This window comes from Kitasatospora sp. NPDC051164 (genome assembly GCF_044455625.1).
Classification (GTDB): domain Bacteria; phylum Actinomycetota; class Actinomycetes; order Streptomycetales; family Streptomycetaceae; genus Kitasatospora.
Genome location: NZ_JBITFB010000016.1, coordinates 160431 through 177554, shown reverse-complemented (window position 1 = coordinate 177554; position 17124 = coordinate 160431). Strand labels below are relative to the sequence as shown.

The window sequence follows — 17124 nt, the reverse complement described above, 5'->3', positions numbered from 1 at the left end:
GCGGATGGTCGTAACCGATCGCCCGAACGCCGCAACCGATCGCGGCCGTAGAACCGTCGCTGGCTCGTGTCGGGCGCGGTGCCCGCAGTGATCGCCGGCGGGAGGTATTCGTCGCGCTCCGCGACCGGCCGCGCACGTCGGGCAGGAAAGCGGCCGGCAGCCCTGCCGATCGGCGGGTGTCAGTATGACCATCGTATGGACGTGCTTTACAGTCCGATCCGGTTGAATTGTTCCCAGGAAACTCCCAGAAAGCGGGAATCCGTCGGCAGAGGGGAGCGCCCGTGGGCGTCCAGCAGAGCAGGAGCCCCTGGCCGGGCACCCTGGCGGCGGGAGCCGCGCTGGTGCTCGGTGCCTGGCTGCTGCACGGCGGCGGCTCGCCGGTGCTGCCGCCCGCCCCGGACGGCGGCCAGGCCCAGGCCGGCATCGCGCCGGTCTCCGTCGTCCCGCCGCTGGGGCCGTCCGCGCCGACCCGGATCCGCATCCCGGCCGTCCGCCTGGACGCCCCGGTCACCACGCTCGGGCTGGATTCCGAGGGCCACCTGCAGGCCCCGCCCGAGGCGGACCGTAACCTGGCGGGCTGGTACCGCGGTGGGGCCAGCCCCGGTCAGCGCGGCACCGCGATCCTCGCAGGGCACGTCGACAACAAGGCGGGTCCGGCCGTCTTCTATCATCTGGGCGCGCTCCGTCGGGGGGACCGGATCGAGATCGCCCGGGCGGACGGAGCCACCGCCGTCTACCAGCTGTACGCCATCGAAGTGCACGATCGAAAGGACTTCCCGGACGAACGGGTCTACCGTCAGGCCTCGGACGCGCAGCTGCGGGTGATCACCTGCGGTGGCGCGTACAGCGAGGAACACGGCTACGACGGCAACGTCGTCGCCTACGGTTTCCTGGCCGACACCACCCATCCGGGCATAGCCGCATGAGCACGCTCACCCTTGCCACCCGTTGGAATCCGATCGACTGGCCGCTCACCGAGGGCCCGATCCCGCACGCCGTGCTCGCGGCCGGCTGGGCGGCGCTGTTCGCGCTCGCCGTCGGCCGCGACCGGAGCTGGTGGCGGTTCCGCCTGCCCGCCGCGCTGGCCACCGCGGCCGCCCTCAGCCTGCTGCTCGACATCGTGGTCGACGGCTGGTGGCACCCCTTCCCGGAGGGCACGCCCGAGTACGTCACCTGGTGGATAGCCATCGCCCTGCTCGGGTTCTGCCTGGTCGGCTACCGCATCCGCCGGCTCACCTGGCGGCGGCGCGGGATCGCGCTCGGCCTGAGCGGGCTGGTGCTGCTGATGGCCGCCTCCGAGGTCAACATCGGCTTCGGGCAGTACCCGAGCGGGCGCGTGATGCTGGCGCCGTGGCTGACCAAGACCAGTGGGCTGGTCCCCGCGAAGGTCGGGCAGACCGTGGCCGCCCCGCCGGACAAGGTACTCGACGAGGTCTGGCAGGCCCCGTCGAACCTGCCCGACAAGGGCACCGTCTCGGTGGTGCCGATCCCCGGCCTCAGGTCGGGCTTCAAGGCCCGCGACGCCTACGTCTACCTCCCGCCCGCCTACCAGGCCACCCCGCGACCGCTGCTGCCGGTGGTCGTCATGCTCACCGGCCAGCCCGGGGCGCCGGGGGACTGGGTGCTCTCGGGGCAGATCAACGAGACGATGGACGCGTTCGCCGCGCAGCACAACGGCCTCGCGCCGATCGTCGTGATGCCCGACGAGCTCGGCTCGACCTGGTTCAACACGCTCTGCATGGACTCCAAGCTCGCCAAGATGCAGACCTACCTGGCGTCGGACGTTCCCGACTGGATCCACGAGAACCTGCAGACCGCCACCGGCCGGAAGAGCTGGGCGATCGGCGGCGCCTCGATGGGCGGCACCTGCGCGCTCCAGCTCGGCGTCAACGCGCCCGACGTGTACGGCACCGTCCTGGACATGTCCGGGCAGGACGAGCCGACCCTGGGCAACCGGGAGGGCACCATCAGGGCCGCGTTCGGCGGCGACGCGAAGAAGTTCGACGCGGTCGACCCGGTCCACGTGATGGCCCGCAGGAAGTTCCCGGACACCAGCGTCGCCCTCCTCGTCGGCGAGACCGACGACGAGTTCAGGCCGCAGATGGAGAAGATCTACCAGGCTGTTCAGGGGGCCGGGATGAAGGCGAAGTTCGAACTGATGCCGGGCGGCCACGGCTGGGTGGTCTTCCGCCCCGGCATCGTCCGGCAGATCCCGTGGATCGCCCAACAGACCGGGCTGACCCGGTGAGCGGGGCGGGCACCGCGGTCGCCGGCGAGCACGCGCAGACGTCCGAACAGGTCGTCGGCCAGCGGGGCGCGCGGCGCGACTCCGAGCGGGGCGCCGACCGCGCGCCGGTCACCCGGACGCCGGAGCCGCGCCCGCAGCGGGTGCGGCGGGCGGCCCGGGCGCTCGGCTCCCGGCTGCGCGCCGCGCCGCTGACGCTGGCGCTGCTGGCCGGGCTCTGGCTGGTCGGCGCGGCCACCGGCAGCCTGGGCAGCGGGCCGTCCGACCGGCTGCTGGAGCAGGCCGGGGTCGGCCTGCCCACGCTCGGCGAAGGCCACTGGTGGACGCCGGTCACCTCGATGGCCTGGTGCTCCGGCAGCGGCTCGTACGTGTTCACCAGCCTGCTGCTGCTCCTGGTCGGCCCGGCCGCCGAACACCGGCTCGGCCGCCTGCGCACCCTCGCGGTGCTGGTCGGCGGGCAGGTCGTCGGCACCCTGCTGGGCGCCGGGCTCATCGCGTTCGGCTCCTCGGCCGGGGAACAGTGGACCGCCTCGGTGGCCGACCAGATCTCGGTCGGCCCCGGCGTCGGCCTGTTCGCGCTGGCCGGGGTCCTCGGGTACCGGCTCACCGTGCTCTGGCGCCGCCGACTGCACCTGCTGGTGCTGCTCGTCCCGCTGGTCATGACGCTGTACGTCGGCCACCTGCAGAGCGTCCAGCGGTGCGCCGCCGCGCTGGCCGGGCTCGGCGTGGGCGCGCTGCTCAGCCGCGGCCGCCCGTACCTGCGCTCGCACCGCTCCTCGCACTCCGAGACCCGGGTGCTGGTCGCGCTCTGCCTGGTCGTCGCCGCCTTCGGGCCGCTGATCGCCTCGCTGTACGACAACGCCAGCGGACCGTTCAACGCCTTCTCCGAGCTGTACTTCTCCCACCGGCTCAGCCCGGACGAGGTCGCCGACTTCTGCTCGCTCTCGGCGCACGACTGCGCCCGCGCGCACGCCGTCGTCCGGATCTTCGACACCCCCGGCCGGCTGATGGCCGCCCTGTTCCCGGCCCTGCTGCTGGTGCTCGCCGAGGGGCTGCGCAGGGGGCTGCGGTTCGCCTGGCTGGTCACCATCGCCACCGAACTGCTCTGGGTGGCGCTGCTGGGCTGGCTGTACCTGGACGCCGGGCCGGTCAGCCGGGACGTGGTCCAGTACTTCGTCGAGGCGATGCTGCTGCCACTGCTGACCACCGGCCTGCTGCTGGCCACCCACAAGCGGTTCCGGGTGCGGCTGTCCGGCCGGTCGGTGCGCCGACTGGCCCTGGTGCCGGGCTGCGCCGCGCTCCTCTCCTCGGCCGCGTACGTCGGGCTCGGACGGCTGGTGGCCGACCAGTTCGAGCCGGGGGCGAACGTCCGCCGACTGCTGCACGGGCTGCCGGCGCAGTTCCTGCCGCCCGCGTACAACGACCTGACACCGGACTACCCGATCGCGGTCGGATCGGTGGCGCGCTTCCTGGAGACGTACACCGGGCTGGCGTTCTGGGTGGTGGCGCTGGTCGCGCTGCTGTCGGCCTTCCGCCGGCCGGTGCTGCATACCGACGCGGAGGCGGCGGCCCGGGCCAGGGCGCTGCTGACCGAGCACGGCGGCGGGACGCTGTCCTTCATCACCACCTGGGACGGCAACCACTACTGGTTCGACGAGCAGGGCCGGGCGGGCGTCGCCTACCGGGTGATCGGCACCATCGCGCTGACCACCGGCGACCCGTTCGGCGCGCCGGAGAACCGGGCCGGGGCGGTGGCCGGCTTCGCCCGGTACTGCGACGCGCGCGGCTGGACGCCGTGCTTCTACAGCGTCTACGGGCAGACCAGGGACGCCGCCGCGCAGCTCGGCTGGCGCTCGGTGCAGGTCGCCGAGGACACCGTGGTCCCGCTGCCCGAGCTGGCCTTCACCGGCCGCAAGTGGCAGGACATCCGCACCGCCCTCAACAAGGCCGGCAAGCAGGGCATCACCGCGGAGTGGTGGGCGTACCACGAGGCGCCGCTCGCCCTGCGGGAGCAGATCCGGGCGATCTCCGAGGAGTGGGTCTCCGAGAAGGGCCTGCCGGAGATGGGCTTCACGCTCGGCGGGCTTGAGGAGCTGGACGACCCGGACGTCCGGGTGCTGGTCGCGGTGGACGAGCAGCGGGTGGTGCATGGGCTGACCAGCTGGATGCCGGTGTACGAGAACGGCGTGCCGGTCGGCTGGACGCTGGACTTCATGCGCCGGCGCTCGGACGGCTTCCGCGGTGTCAGCGAGTTCCTGATCGCCTCGGCCGCGCTCGGCTTCAAGGAGGAGGGCGCCCGCTTCCTGTCGCTGTCGGGCGCGCCGCTGGCCCGCACCGGGCAGGACGAGGGGCCCACCGGGCTGCAGCGGATGCTGGACTGGATGGGCAAGGCGCTGGAGCCGGTGTACGGCTTCCGCTCGCTGCTCGCGTTCAAGGCGAAGTTCCAGCCGGAGTACCGGCCGATGTACATGGCCTACCCCGACCCGGCCGCGCTGCCCGGCATCACCAGGGCGATCGGCAAGGCGTACCTGCCGCACCTGACGGCGGCGCAGGGCGTCCGGCTGATGCGCAAGCTGTCGGGCTGAGGAAGGGGCGAGCAGGCGACTGGATGGGCGAGTGGCAGGCGGGCGAGAGGCGGCCCGGAAGCGCGGGGGCGCTCCCGGACGCCGGCTCGCCCGTCAGCCGAGCAACTGGGCGAGGGCGCGGTCGGCGTCCAGGTGCAGGTGCTCCTCGCCCTCGGGGACGAGCAGCCGGCTGCGCCACAGGAAGCGGCGCAGGTCGCCGGTGTCGAACTGGAGCAGCGCGGCGCCCTCCGGGGCCCGCAGCTCGACCATGGTGCGGTGGCCGAGCGCGGGCCGGACGTGGACGTCGCCGACACCGGCCGGCAGCTCGATGCCGGACGAGAGCAGCCGGCGGGCGAAGACCCAGACGATGTCCTCGGCGCTCTGGCCCTCCTCGGCCTCGTCCAGGGAGAACTCGGCCGGGAAGGCCATCCGGACGGCCAGCGGGTCCTCCGGCAGGTAGGACAGCACGACCCGCAGCCGGGCGGAGCGGTGGGGGGAGAGGATCAGGCGGGCCTGGACGGTCTCTTCGACGGTGCGCACGGGCGGTCCCTTCGGTTCGGTGCGAGGCCGCGCTGGGGCAGGGGGTCGGTGCGGCCTCACCCTGGTGAGAGTCCTGGTGACCGCCGTGATTACCGGGTTTCGAGAGCGATCGGACGTGAGCCGCGTCACATCGATTTCCGGCCGCGCGAGCCGGGCGCGAGGCCTCGCCTGGAGGCCCGAACGGCGCCGGACCGGTAGGCTGGGCGGGTTGTCCGATCGCCGCCCGACCGCGGGACGGGGCCGCAAAACCGCCCCTGACCTGCGATGATCCCCCTCGGAGACCGTGAGTACTGCCGCCGCCTCCTCGATGCCGCTGTTCTCCGACACGTCGGAGCCGCAGGAGCCCGTCCGGGCCGTCGGCCATGCCGCGCCCGTCGGCTCGCACCACCTGTCGCCGGCCTTCCCCGGCCGTGCCCCCTGGGGCACCGCGGGCAAGCTGCGGGCCTGGCAGCAGGGTGCGCTGGACAAGTACATCGAGTCGCAGCCGCGTGACTTCCTCGCGGTCGCCACCCCGGGCGCAGGAAAGACCACCTTCGCGCTCACCCTCGCCTCGTACCTGCTGCACAACCACCTGGTGCAGCAGGTGACCGTGGTCGCGCCGACCGAGCACCTGAAGAAGCAGTGGGCCGAGGCCGCCGCGCGGATAGGCATCAAGCTGGACCCGGGGTACTCCTCCGGGCCGCTGTCCCGGGAGTACCACGGCATCGTGGTCACCTACGCGGGCGTCGGGGTCAACCCGATGCTGCACCGCAACCGCACCGAGGCCCGCAAGACCCTCGTGATCATGGACGAGATCCACCACGCCGGTGACTCCAAATCCTGGGGCGAGGCCTGCTTCGAGGCCTTCGAGCCGGCCGCCCGCCGACTGGCGCTGACCGGTACGCCGTTCCGCTCGGACACCAACCCGATCCCCTTCGTCCAGTACGAAGCGGGCGGCGACGGCATCCGCAAGTCCGTCGCCGACTACACCTACGGCTACGGACACGCGCTCGCCGACCATGTCGTCCGCCCGGTGATCTTCCTCAGCTACAGCGGCAACATGCGCTGGCGCACCAAGGCCGGCGACGAGCTGGAGGCCCGGCTCGGCGAGCCGATGACCAAGGACCTGATCGCCCAGGCCTGGCGCACCGCGCTGTCCCCGCAGGGTGAGTGGATCCCGGCCGTGCTCCAGGCCGCCGACCGGCGGCTGAGCGAGGTCCGCAAGGCGATCCCGGACGCCGGCGGGCTGGTGATCGCCACCGACCAGACCGTGGCCCGCGCGTACGCCAAGATGCTGCGCGAGATCAGCGGCGAGAAGGTCGCCCTGGTGCTCTCCGACGAGACCGAGGCTTCCCAGCGGATCTCCGACTTCTCGGCCGGGACCTCCCGCTGGATGGTCGCGGTCCGCATGGTGTCCGAGGGCGTCGACGTGCCCCGGCTGGCCGTCGGGGTGTACGCGACCTCGATCTCCACCCCGCTGTTCTTCGCCCAGGCCGTCGGCCGCTTCGTGCGAGCCCGCAAGCGCGGCGAGACCGCCTCGGTGTTCCTGCCGACCATCCCGATGCTGCTGGGCTTCGCCAACGAGATGGAGGTCCAGCGCGACCACGTGCTGGACCGGCCGAAGAAGGAGGGCGAGGGCCTCTTCGACGAGGAGGACCGGCTGCTCGCCGAGGCCGAACGAGCCAACGACGGGCCGGACGGCGCGGGCGGCGAGGAGTTCTCCTACGAGGCGCTGGGCTCCGACGCGGTCTTCGACCGGGTGCTGTACAACGCCATGGAGTTCGGCATGCAGGCCCACCCGGGGAGCGAGGAGGAGGAGGACTACCTCGGCATCCCGGGCCTGCTGGAGCCGGACCAGGTGCAGATGCTGCTGCAGAAGCGCCAGCACCGGCAGATCCAGCGCAGCAAGACCAAGCCCGCCGAGGAGGCCGACCTGCTGGAGCTGCCGGCCGAGCAGCGGCCGGTCGTCACCCACCAGGAGCTCCGCGAGCTGCGCAAGGAGCTGAACGCGCTGGTGGCCGCCTGGCACCACCGCACCAGCCAGCCGCACGGCACCATCCACAACGAGCTGCGCCGCCAGTGCGGCGGGCCGCTCACCGCGCAGGCCACCGCCAACCAGCTCACGGCGCGGATCGCCAAGATCCGGGAGTGGGCGAAGTAACGGTTCGGCGGGAGCGCGCGGTTCGACCCCGCGGCCCGACCCTGCGGTCCGACTCTGTGGCCCGACGCTGCGGTCCGACTCTGTGGTCCGTGTCCGGGAGTGTCCGGACTTCGGACCTGAGTCGAACGCATGCCCTGATCTGCCCGGCGAATTGTGGGTGTTTGTCCGGAATCTGCGGCGATGTTGAAGTCGATCACGCCCGAATTTTGGACAACTACTTCCGCCGCGACATTTCCTTCACTACCTTTCCCCCACGCTCTTCCGCCGGGCAACCCCCGCGGGACGGCGTCGCAGGACCGTGCCGGCGTCAAGGACGACACCGCGTACGGCCCGAGCGCGGCCACCCCCACCTGCGCGCGACACCGACCCCCGGCCGGCGCCGCCCGCCCCGCGAGCGCCGCGGAAAGGATTGCCCGTCGTGACAGCCGAGACCTCCCAGACCCTGGACCGAGGCGTCCGGGTCCTCAAACTCCTCGCCGACTCCGAGCGGGGGCTCACCGTCACCGAACTCGCCGCCCGGCTGGCCGTCAACCGCACCGTCGTCTACCGGCTGCTGGCCACCCTGGAGCAGCACGGCCTGGTCCGCCGGGACATCGGCGGACGCGCCCGGGTCGGCCTCGGCGTGCTGCGGCTCGCGCACCGGGTGCACCCGCTACTGCGCGAGGCTGCACTGCCGGCCCTGCGCAGCCTCGCCGAGGACCTCGGCGCCACCGCCCACCTGACCCTGGTGGACGGCAACGAGGCGCTGGCCGTCGCCGTGGTCGAGCCGAGCTGGACCGACTTCCACGTCGCCTACCGGACCGGCCTGCGCCACCCGCTCACCGAGAGCGCGGCCGGACGGGCGATCCTGGAGGCCCGCACCTTCCCCAGCCAGCGGCGGCCCGAGCAGGGCTTCGTCATCACCCGCGCGGAGGAGCAGTCCGGGGCGTGCGGGGCGGCCGCCGCGCTGCTCGGACTGAGCGGCATCGAGGGCAGCGTCGGCGTGGTGATGCTCAACGGCATGGTGCCCGAGCGGGTCGGGCCCCGGGTGGTGGAGGCGGCGACCGAGGTGGCCGACGCCCTGAGGTAGCGCCCCGGCCCCGAGCGCCCTGAGGCAGAGCCCCCGCCCCCGATCGCCCCGAGGCGAGCGGGCGCACCACGGCGGGGCGTCGGGTGTGTTTGGATTCCCCTTGTGTCCGACACCAAGCTCTCCAAGGCCCTCACCGCCCCGCGGACCCGCGCGCTCGCGCTGTGCGGAGCGCTGGTCACCGCGCTGTTCGGCGTGGCCGCCTTCGTCCCGCTGCCGTACACCGTCACCTGGCCGGGCCTGACCGCGGACACCCTGGGCAGCTACCAGGACAAGCCGGTGCTCACCATCACCGGGGCACCACTGCGCACCACCGAGGGCGAGCTGCGGATGGTCACCATCACGGCGACCAACCCGGACCAGCGCAACACCTTCCTGCGGTCCATGCAGGCCTGGTTCAATCCGAAGGAGGCGGTCCGCCCGACCGACACCGTGTACCCGCAGGGCAACCCGGCCAAGGCCGAGGAGGTCACGGCCCAGCAGATGGCCGAGTCGCAGAACAGCGCCACCGCGGCCGCGCTGAGCTACCTCCACCTGTCGCCGGACCAGGTGAAGGTCAAGGTCGACCTGGGCGACGTCGGCGGCCCGAGCGCCGGCCAGATGCTGGCGCTGGGCATCGTCGACAAGCTCGCCGGCGACGGCCAGGGCGGCGACCTCACCGGCGGGCGCACGATCGCGGGCACCGGCACCATCGACAAGGACGGCACGGTCGGCCCGGTCGGCGGCGTCCCGCTGAAGACGCAGGCGGCCGCCCGGGACGGCGCGACGGTGTTCCTGCTCCCCAGGGACGAGTGCACGGACGCCAAGGTGAACACGCCGGCGTCGCTGCGACTGGTGCCGGTCGGCACGCTCGGCGAGGCGGTCTCGGTGCTGCAGGCACTCAAGAGCGGCGGTAGCGTCCCCGCCTGCTGACCGGGCGCGCCCTGCCGACGGCCGGACCCCGTCCTACTCGGCGGCGGCCTGGTCCACCAGCGGCAGGATCCGGTACGGCACCGGGTTCTCCAGCACGATCGCGGTGGACGAGCGGACGATCCCGTCGAAGCCCACCACCCGGTCGATCACCCGCTGCAGATCGGCGTTGGAACGGGCCACGATCCGCACCATCATGTCCCCGATCCCGGTGATGGTGTGCAGTTCCAGCACCTCCGGCACGCCCGCCAGGTGCGCCCGCACGTCCGTGCCCTGGCCCTGGGAGATCTCCAGGGTCGCGAAGGCTGTCACCGGGTAGCCGATCGCCGCCGGGTCCACCTCCGGGCCGAAGCCGCCGATCACCCCCTTGGCCTGGAGCCGGTCCAGCCGGGCCTGCACGGTGCCCCGAGCGACCTGCAGCCGGCGCGAGCACTCCAGCACCCCGATCCGGGGCTCCTCGGCGAGCAGCCGGATCAGTCGGCCGTCCAGGGCGTCGATGGTGTCGTTCGTGCTGCCCGCGACGGCGCCCTGCGGGGCGACGGGGTCGGCCGGGCCGGGGGAGCTGGGGGAGCTGGGTGAGCTCGGGGATGGGGCGGGGGGCATCGCGGCACCGTCCTCCGGTGGGCATTTCTGTACAGCGGCGCGGCCGATTCTCCCGCCCCGGGGCACGGCTTGACCAGCGACTCCGGGGTGGCCGTCGGCGTGCCGAACGGACGGGTTGCTAGCGGACGGCCGTCTCCACGGTCGGGGGGTGCCCGTTCCAGGAGACGAAGACCGAGTTGGCCTGGGCGTCCCTGGTGAAGTCGATCCGCATCCACTGGGGGCCGTCCCACACCTGCATCTGCCAGCCCGGGTCCGGGGTGGCGGACACCAGCGAGGCACGGTCGGCCTGGAGGTCCAGCGCGACCTTGCCGCCCGGGATCGGATAGCTCCTGACCGTGGACGTCGCGGTGGGCGCCGGCGCGGGCCGGCGGGTGGGCGGCGGGGCGGTCGTGACGGGGGCCGGCCCGTGCGTCGCGGTGGCGGGCGGGGAGGTCGGCTGGGCCGGGGTCGCGGACTGCGCCGCCGAGCGCGGCTGCTCGGGGGCGGGGGTCGGGGAGTACGGCGTGCCGTCGGCCTTCGGGGAGGGCAGCGGCAGTGCCGTGGGCCGCTCGAACGCGGCGCCGGTCAGCACCGCGTGCACGCCGAACCAGGACAGCGCCACCGCCGCCCCGGTGGCCGCCGCCCAGGCGCCGAGCTGTACCAGTCCGTTCCGCATCGTCCGCACATCCTGCCGTATTTCCCCCTGTCCGAGACCGGCACCCCCGGTATTCCTCAGGGCAGTTGCACAATGTCCGGACCGGCCCCCGAGGTACAGACCACTGTCCGCCGATGGCGTACCGTGCAGGCCCATGGCAACAGTGCTCGTGGTCGAGGACGACCCCTTCGTGCGTTCCGCCCTCATCCGCCACCTGACGGACACCGGCCACGCGGTCCGCAGCGTGGGCACCGCACTCGAGGCGCTGCGGGAGGTCGCCCAGGTCGGCTGTGACCTGGTGATCCTCGACCTGGGCCTGCCCGATCTGGACGGCAGCGAGGCACTCAAGATGATCCGGGGCCTGACCAACGTGCCGGTGATCATCTCCACCGCCCGGGACGACGAGGCCGAGATCGTCCGGCTGCTCAACGACGGTGCCGACGACTACCTGGTGAAACCTTTCTCCGGAGAACACCTCAGCGCCCGGATGGCCGCCGTGCTGCGCCGGCTCGGCAGCGGCGCGGCACCCGTCGCCCAGGTCCTGCGGGTCGGCGGCCTGGCCATCGACCTCCAGCGCCGCGAGGCCTCCCTGGACGGTCGGCCGCTCGACCTGACCCGCCGTGAATTCGACCTGCTGGCCTTCCTCGCCGGCCGGCCCGGCGTGGTCGTGCCGCGCAAGGAGATCCTCGCCGAGGTCTGGCAGCAGACCTACGGCGGCGACCAGACCATCGACGTCCACCTCTCCTGGCTGCGCCGCAAACTCGGCGAGACCGCCTCCAACCCCCGCTACCTGCACACCGTCCGGGGCGTGGGGGTGCGACTGGAGGCCACCGGGGGCCCGGCGGGGCACCGGACATGAGGAGGTTCGGGCACTCGCTGCGCTGGGCCCTGATCAAGGCCGCCGTGGCCGGGACCACCATGGTCGCGCTGGCCTTCCTCATCCCGCTCGGCCTGATGGTCCAGCAGACCGCCCGGGACCGGGCATTCACCGCCGCCGACCGGCAGGCGGCGGCACTCGGACCGGCCCTGGCGATCACCACCGACCAGGACGCCGTCACCCGGGCCCTGGCCAGCACGGACGCGGGCGGGCAGGGACGGATGGCGGTCCACCTGCCGGCCGCGGGGCAGCCCGAGACCCCCGGGACGGGCGGGCCCGGCGGCCCGACCCTGGGGGAGGGCCGGGCCGCCGACGGCGACGTGGCCACGGCCGGCGGGCAGGGCCGCTCCTTCACCGTGCAGGTGCCGGGCGGCTACGCACTGCTCCAGCCGGTCGCGGTGGACACCGGGCGGACCGCCGTGGTCGAGGTGTTCGTGGCCGAGAGCGACCTCACCCGGGGCGTCACCACCGCCTGGCTGGTGCTCTCCGCCGTCGCGCTCGGCCTGGTCGCCATCTCGGTGCTGGTCGCCGACCGGATGGGCAACCGGATCGTCGCCTCCGCCCGGCGGCTCGCCGGCGCCGCCCGCTCGCTCGGCGCCGGCAACCTCGCCGTACGGGTCCCGGTGGAGGGCAAGCAGATCGACGGCAGCCCCGAAGAACTGCGCGAAGCCGCCCACGCGTTCAACACCATGGCCGATCGGGTGGTCCAACTCCTCGCCGCCGAACGGGAACTGGCCGCCGACCTGTCCCACCGCCTGCGCACCCCGCTGACCGTACTGCGGCTCAACGCCGCCTCGCTCGGCGACGGCGACGCGGCCGACGCCACCCGGCACGCGGTCGCCCAACTCGAGTGCGAGGTCGACCAGATCATCCGCTCGGCCCGCCGCGCCCCCGAGGACGCGCCCGCCGTCACGGTCGGCTGCGACGCCGCCGAGGTGATCCGCGAACGGGTCGGCTTCTGGTCCGCGCTGGCCGAGGACGAGGGGCGCCGCTGGCAGCTGGCCGGCGCCGAACGGGCGGCACCCGTACCTGTCCAGCGCGGCGACCTGGCGGCCGCCGTCGACGCGCTGCTCGGCAACGTCTTCCGGCACACCGCCATCGGCACCGCCTTCTCCGTGGACGTACTGGCCACCGACAGCTCGGTGATCGTGCTGGTCGGCGACGCCGGACCCGGGTACAGCGACCCGGCCGCCGCCCTCAAACGCGGCGAGGGCCACGGCGGGGAGGGCTCGACCGGCCTCGGCCTGGACATCGTCCGCAAGCTCGCCGAGGCCACCGGCGGCGACCTCGCGCTCGGCCGCTCCGCCGTCCTCGGCGGCGCCGAGACCCGGCTACGGCTGCGCACCCGGCCGCAGGAGGCGGCGCTCACGCGGACCGGGCGGCGGCGCAGCCGGGGAGCGCTCTTCCAGCGGTGACGCTGTGACGCGGCGGAGGCTTGGTGCGGGTCTTGGCGGGGGTCTTGCCGGGGTCTTGGGTGGGGGTCTTCGAGGGGTCTTCCTTAACTGCGGCCTAAGGGAGTTCTACCCCTCGCTCAGCACGCCGGTTCGGCCCCCCGGCCGCCGCTAGCGTCGGTCGCGCCGGTCACCCGACCGAGCCGGACCGGCCGCCCGGACATCCGCAGGCACCCCCGTGCCCGGACGGCGGCCGACCGAAGGCACCCGCGGAGGTAACGCGCCATGACCATCCAGCCCACCCGCCGCTCCGGCCACCGCAGGCGCGACCGCAAGGGCGCGATCATCGGGGCCGCCGCGGTCGCCGCCGCCCTGGTCGTGGGCGGGACGGTCGTCCTCGCCTCCTCGGCCAGCGCGGCCTCGCTCGGCGCCGTCTACAGCCGCACCAGCACCTGGGACGCCGGCTACACCGGCCAGTACCTGGTCACCAACCCGGACAGCAGCCCGATCGATGACTGGACGCTCAGCTTCGACCTGCCGGCCGGAGCGAAGATCGACTCGCTCTGGAACGCCACCTACACCGCCGAGGGGCAGCACGTCACGGTCAGGCCGGAGGCCTGGAGCAAGCGGCTGGAGCCCGGCAAGAGCGTGGTGGTCGGCTTCGTCGCCCAGGGCGCGGGCGCGGCGCAGGCCGAGCCGGCCAACTGCCTGATCAACAAGGCCTCCTGCAAGGCGGGCGACGGGACCGCGCCCACCCCCTCGGGGCGTCCGACCGCCACTGCCACTGCCTCTCCGACGACTCCTCCGACCGCGACCGCGACCGCCAAGCCCAGTCCCACCGCCACGGCGAAACCGACCACCCCGGCGCCGACCCCCACCCCGACCGTCACCCCCACGGCGACCGGTGTGCCCGTTCCGCCAGTCGGCGCCGGCTTCGCCCCGTACGTGGACACCTCGCTCTACCCGCCGTACGACCTGGTGGCCACCGCCAAGGCGAGCGGCGTGAAGACCTTCAACCTCGCCTTCGTGGTCTCCGGCGGCGGCTGCGTGCCCAAGTGGGGCGGCGTCAGCGATCTGTCCGCCGACGCGGTGGCCGCCCAGATCGGCGCGCTGCGGGCGACCGGCGGCGACGTCCGGATCTCCTTCGGCGGCGCCAACGGCAGCGAGCTCGCCCTCGCCTGCGGCTCCACCGCCGACCTCACGGCCGCGTACCGGAAGGTCGTGGACGCGTACGGCGCCACCAGGCTGGACTTCGACGTCGAGGGCGGCGCGATCGCCGACACCGCCGCCAACACCCGGCGCGCCCAGGCCGTCGCCCAGCTGCAGAAGAACGCCGCCGCCGAGGGCAAGGCCCTCGACGTCTCCTTCACCCTGCCCGCGCTGCCCTCCGGCCTGACCCAGGAGGGCGTCAACCTGGTCGCCGACGCCAAGGCCAACGGCGTCGCGATCGGCGCCGTCAACATCATGGCGATGGACTTCGGCGACGGCGTCGCCCCCAACCCGCAGGGCCGGATGGGCACGTACGCGATCGCCGCGGCCACCGCCACCCAGGCCCAGGTCAAGAGCGTGCTGGGGCTGGACGACGCGGCCGCCTGGCGCAAGGTCGCGGTCACCCCGATGATCGGCGTCAACGACGTGGCCAGCGAGGTCTTCACCGTCGCCGACGCCAAGCAGCTCGCCGACTTCGCCACGGCCAAGCACCTCGCCTGGCTGGCCATGTGGTCCGGCACCCGGGACAAGGCCTGCGAGGGCGGCGCCAAGGCCTACGCCGATGCCACCTGCAGCAGCGTCGTCCAGCAGCCGCTGGACTTCACCCGGGCCCTGGGGGCGTACACGCGCTGAGGCCTCTCCGAGGCCGGGACGCCGTTCGCCCGTGCCCTGCCCGTGAGCTGCCCGCGGGCAGGGCTCGGGCGGCCGGCGCCCTGTTGTCACACTGTGTAGTCGAACGTGTCCGGCCCCGTTCGGGAGGCATCCGGTATCGTCGCTGGTTGGCCGAGCGGTGGACGGAGTGAGCAGTGACAGCGGTGCAAGACGAGCGCAGCCCGGTGCGGACCGCACCCGATCCCTCGCCCGCCCCGCTGTCGGACCGGCTGCGCCGGACGCTCGGTGCTCCCGTCCGGGCCGTGCGGGAGGCCCCCCGCCGTCCGCTGCTGGCCGCCTCCGCGCTGGCGCTGCTGTCCCTGGTCGTGTACGCAGTGGTGCGCCACTTCGTCCACACCTCGATGGTGGACATGATCGTCTACCGGGCCGAGGGCGCCGCCGTCGCCAACGGCACCGACCTGTACGGGCTGCGCGTCACCGAGTGGAACCTGCCCGCGACCTACCCCCCGTTCGCGGCGATGCTGTTCGTGCCGACCACCTGGTTCCCGGTTTCCTTCCTCCGGATCGCGATCACTCTCGGCAACCTCGGGCTGCTCGCCCTGCTGACCCACCTGTCGTTCAAGCTGGTCGGCTGGCCGCGCCGTGAGCTGCGGCCGATCGGCGTGATCCTGGTGACCGGCCTCGGGGTCTGGCTCGAGCCCGTCTTCACCACGCTCCGCTACGGTCAGATCAACCTCGCGCTCGCCTGCCTGATCCTCTGGGACCTCACCCGTCCGGCTGAACGCCGCAGCAAGGGCGTGGCGATCGGCATCGCCGCCGGCATCAAGCTCACCCCCGGCCTGTTCGCCGTCTACCTGCTGATCACCGGCCGGATCCGGGCCGCCTTCGTGGCCGGCCTCACCTTCCTGGGCACCTTCCTGCTCGGCGCCCTCGTCCTGCCCGACGCGACCTGGGGCTTCTGGACCAAGTACCTCTACGACTCCTCCCGGGTCGGCAAGACCCAGATCGTCGACAACCAGTCGCTGCGCGGCGCCTTCGCCCGCCTGCTGCACACCGCCGAGCCCGGCACCGTCGCCACCCTCGGGGCCGGCCTGGTCGCGCTGGCCGGCCTCGCCGTCGCCGCCTGGGCCGCCCGCAGCGGCCGCTGGCTGCCCCGGGCCGAGGCCTGGGGCGTCTGCTGCGCGGCCGTCACCGCCGTGCTGATCTCGCCGATCAGCTGGACCCACCACTGGGTCTGGTGCGTACCGCTGCTCGTCCTGCTCGCCGCCGAGGCCTCCGTCGAGCACGCCCGCCCGGCGGGCGTCCGCCGACTGCGCTGGCGGGCCGTTTTCTGGGCCACGCTGGTCGCCTTCCTCTCGTTCGCCATGTGGGCGGCGAAGCCGCTCGGCCCGGCCGTCCTCCACATGTCACCGTGGCGCCAGCTGCCGACCTCGGTCTATCCGTGGGTCGGACTCTGCTTCCTGCTCGCCGCCGCGATCCGGATTAGGGCGCGGCGGCGCTCCGCCGGCGCTCCGCCGGTCCGGCTGCCCGGACAGCGCGACGGCGGCCCGGACGCCGCCCGCGGCCGTCAGCAGGCCCCCGCGGCCCGCTGAGCCGGCGGGGGCGCCGCTCCTGCTCCCTCGTGTGCTCCGTCGTGTGCCCCCTCGATCGGGCTCGGGCGCGTGCCGGTGCACACCGCGACGCACGCTGTGGTGCGCGCTGTGACGCACGCCTAAGCGAGCAGCTCGGCGAGCGAGCCGTCCAGGTCCAGCGCGGCCAGCTCGCTGCCCGGCGGCACCAGCCGGTGCGCCCGCTCCAGCCAGGCCGCGACGGCCGGCAGCGGCGCCTCCAGCAGCGCGTCCCCGGCGGGCGAGCTCAGCGCCAGGCAGAGCACGCTGCGCCGGCCCGAGCGGGTCGGCCAGATCCGCACGTCGCCCTGGCCGCACGGGCGGAAGGTGCCCTCGACCAGCAGCTCGCGGGCGAACACCCAGGTCACCGGGGAGCCGGTGTCCAGGTGGAAGGTGATGTAGACCGCGTACGGGTCGTGGCTGCCGTAGGACAGCCGCGCCGGGACGGGGACACTGTGCTCCGGCGAGAGCACCAGGTTGAGTTCCAGCTCGTGCTCGACGACGCTGACGGGGCGTTCCATGATCGTCTTCCTCTCTGCCTTCGGGGCGTGCCCGGTTCCGGGCCCTGTGACCTTTGAGAGGGCGGTCCGCACCGGCTCTTACACACGTTTCCGGGATTTCTTCGGGATGTTCGGCGAGGGGTGGTGAACGGGCGGTTGCATGGCGCGCGCATGCTGCTCGCGCGCCTGGTTCTCTACCGCGAGCGGCCCTCAGCTGTCCGGGGATT

Annotated in this window: 14 protein-coding genes; 10 read left to right on the top strand and 4 right to left on the bottom strand. The window is 73.5% G+C overall.

From position 1 onward, the window contains the following. The first annotated feature begins 281 nt into the window (after positions 1–281). Genes ACIBEC_RS24640 through ACIBEC_RS24630 form a run of 3 tightly spaced genes read left to right on the top strand, consistent with a single transcriptional unit; the run spans position 282 to position 4830 of the window. Positions 282–926, top strand: coding sequence for a class F sortase (locus ACIBEC_RS24640; RefSeq protein WP_360496800.1), 645 nt, complete (start codon positions 282–284; stop codon positions 924–926). Next, on the top strand, positions 923–2248 hold the full coding sequence (locus tag ACIBEC_RS24635) for an alpha/beta hydrolase-fold protein (RefSeq protein ID WP_360496803.1): 1326 nt from the start codon (positions 923–925) through the stop codon (positions 2246–2248). The genes ACIBEC_RS24640 and ACIBEC_RS24635 overlap by 4 nt, the downstream gene beginning before the upstream one ends. After that, positions 2245–4830 (top strand): DUF2156 domain-containing protein, encoded by a 2586-nt coding sequence (locus tag ACIBEC_RS24630; protein WP_360496805.1) that lies wholly within the window; start codon positions 2245–2247, stop codon positions 4828–4830. The genes ACIBEC_RS24635 and ACIBEC_RS24630 overlap by 4 nt, the downstream gene beginning before the upstream one ends. A gap of 93 nt (positions 4831–4923) precedes the next feature. Here the strand turns inward: ACIBEC_RS24630 and ACIBEC_RS24625 are convergent, their stop codons facing one another. Beyond that, entirely contained in the window at positions 4924–5349 is a 426-nt protein-coding gene (locus ACIBEC_RS24625) for an SsgA family sporulation/cell division regulator (RefSeq protein ID WP_360496808.1), read from the bottom strand. 307 nt (positions 5350–5656) lie between these two features. On the opposite strand from ACIBEC_RS24625, the gene ACIBEC_RS24620 reads away from it, so the two are divergent. The 3 genes from ACIBEC_RS24620 to ACIBEC_RS24610 all read left to right on the top strand — a co-directional run bounded on the left by ACIBEC_RS24620 (position 5657) and on the right by ACIBEC_RS24610 (position 9467). Next, positions 5657–7489, top strand: coding sequence for a DEAD/DEAH box helicase (locus ACIBEC_RS24620; protein ID WP_396288879.1), 1833 nt, complete (start codon positions 5657–5659; stop codon positions 7487–7489). 418 nt (positions 7490–7907) lie between these two features. Further along, positions 7908–8558, top strand: coding sequence for a helix-turn-helix domain-containing protein (locus ACIBEC_RS24615; RefSeq protein ID WP_355671840.1), 651 nt, complete (start codon positions 7908–7910; stop codon positions 8556–8558). 102 nt (positions 8559–8660) lie between these two features. Next, positions 8661–9467: a S16 family serine protease gene (locus ACIBEC_RS24610; RefSeq protein WP_360496815.1), complete on the top strand. Its 807-nt coding sequence runs from the start codon at positions 8661–8663 to the stop codon at positions 9465–9467. Positions 9468–9500: 33 nt separating this feature from the next. Here the strand turns inward: ACIBEC_RS24610 and ACIBEC_RS24605 are convergent, their stop codons facing one another. Together ACIBEC_RS24605 and ACIBEC_RS24600 are read right to left on the bottom strand one after the other, a co-directional pair. Further along, on the bottom strand, positions 9501–10067 hold the full coding sequence (locus ACIBEC_RS24605; protein WP_360496818.1) for an Lrp/AsnC family transcriptional regulator: 567 nt from the start codon (positions 10065–10067) through the stop codon (positions 9501–9503). 118 nt (positions 10068–10185) lie between these two features. After that, complete coding sequence (locus ACIBEC_RS24600) at positions 10186–10722, bottom strand: hypothetical protein (protein ID WP_360496821.1); 537 nt, start codon at positions 10720–10722, stop codon at positions 10186–10188. Between the two features lie 133 nt (positions 10723–10855). On the opposite strand from ACIBEC_RS24600, the gene ACIBEC_RS24595 reads away from it, so the two are divergent. The 4 genes from ACIBEC_RS24595 to ACIBEC_RS24580 all read left to right on the top strand — a co-directional run bounded on the left by ACIBEC_RS24595 (position 10856) and on the right by ACIBEC_RS24580 (position 16382). After that, the gene (locus ACIBEC_RS24595; RefSeq protein ID WP_360496824.1) at positions 10856–11560 is read left to right on the top strand and encodes a response regulator transcription factor; all 705 of its coding nucleotides are present in this window, start codon (positions 10856–10858) and stop codon (positions 11558–11560) included. Positions 11561–11577: 17 nt separating this feature from the next. Then, positions 11578–12993: a HAMP domain-containing sensor histidine kinase gene (locus ACIBEC_RS24590; protein ID WP_360497236.1), complete on the top strand. Its 1416-nt coding sequence runs from the start codon at positions 11578–11580 to the stop codon at positions 12991–12993. Between the two features lie 261 nt (positions 12994–13254). Further along, entirely contained in the window at positions 13255–14811 is a 1557-nt protein-coding gene (locus ACIBEC_RS24585; protein WP_360496827.1) for a cellulose binding domain-containing protein, read from the top strand. A 173-nt stretch (positions 14812–14984) separates the two neighbouring features. Continuing rightward, complete coding sequence (locus tag ACIBEC_RS24580; RefSeq protein WP_360496830.1) at positions 14985–16382, top strand: glycosyltransferase 87 family protein; 1398 nt, start codon at positions 14985–14987, stop codon at positions 16380–16382. Between the two features lie 119 nt (positions 16383–16501). Here ACIBEC_RS24580 and ACIBEC_RS24575 read toward each other — a convergent pair whose 3' ends face one another. Next, entirely contained in the window at positions 16502–16918 is a 417-nt protein-coding gene (locus ACIBEC_RS24575; protein WP_350634093.1) for an SsgA family sporulation/cell division regulator, read from the bottom strand. Positions 16919–17124: the final 206 nt, after the last annotated feature.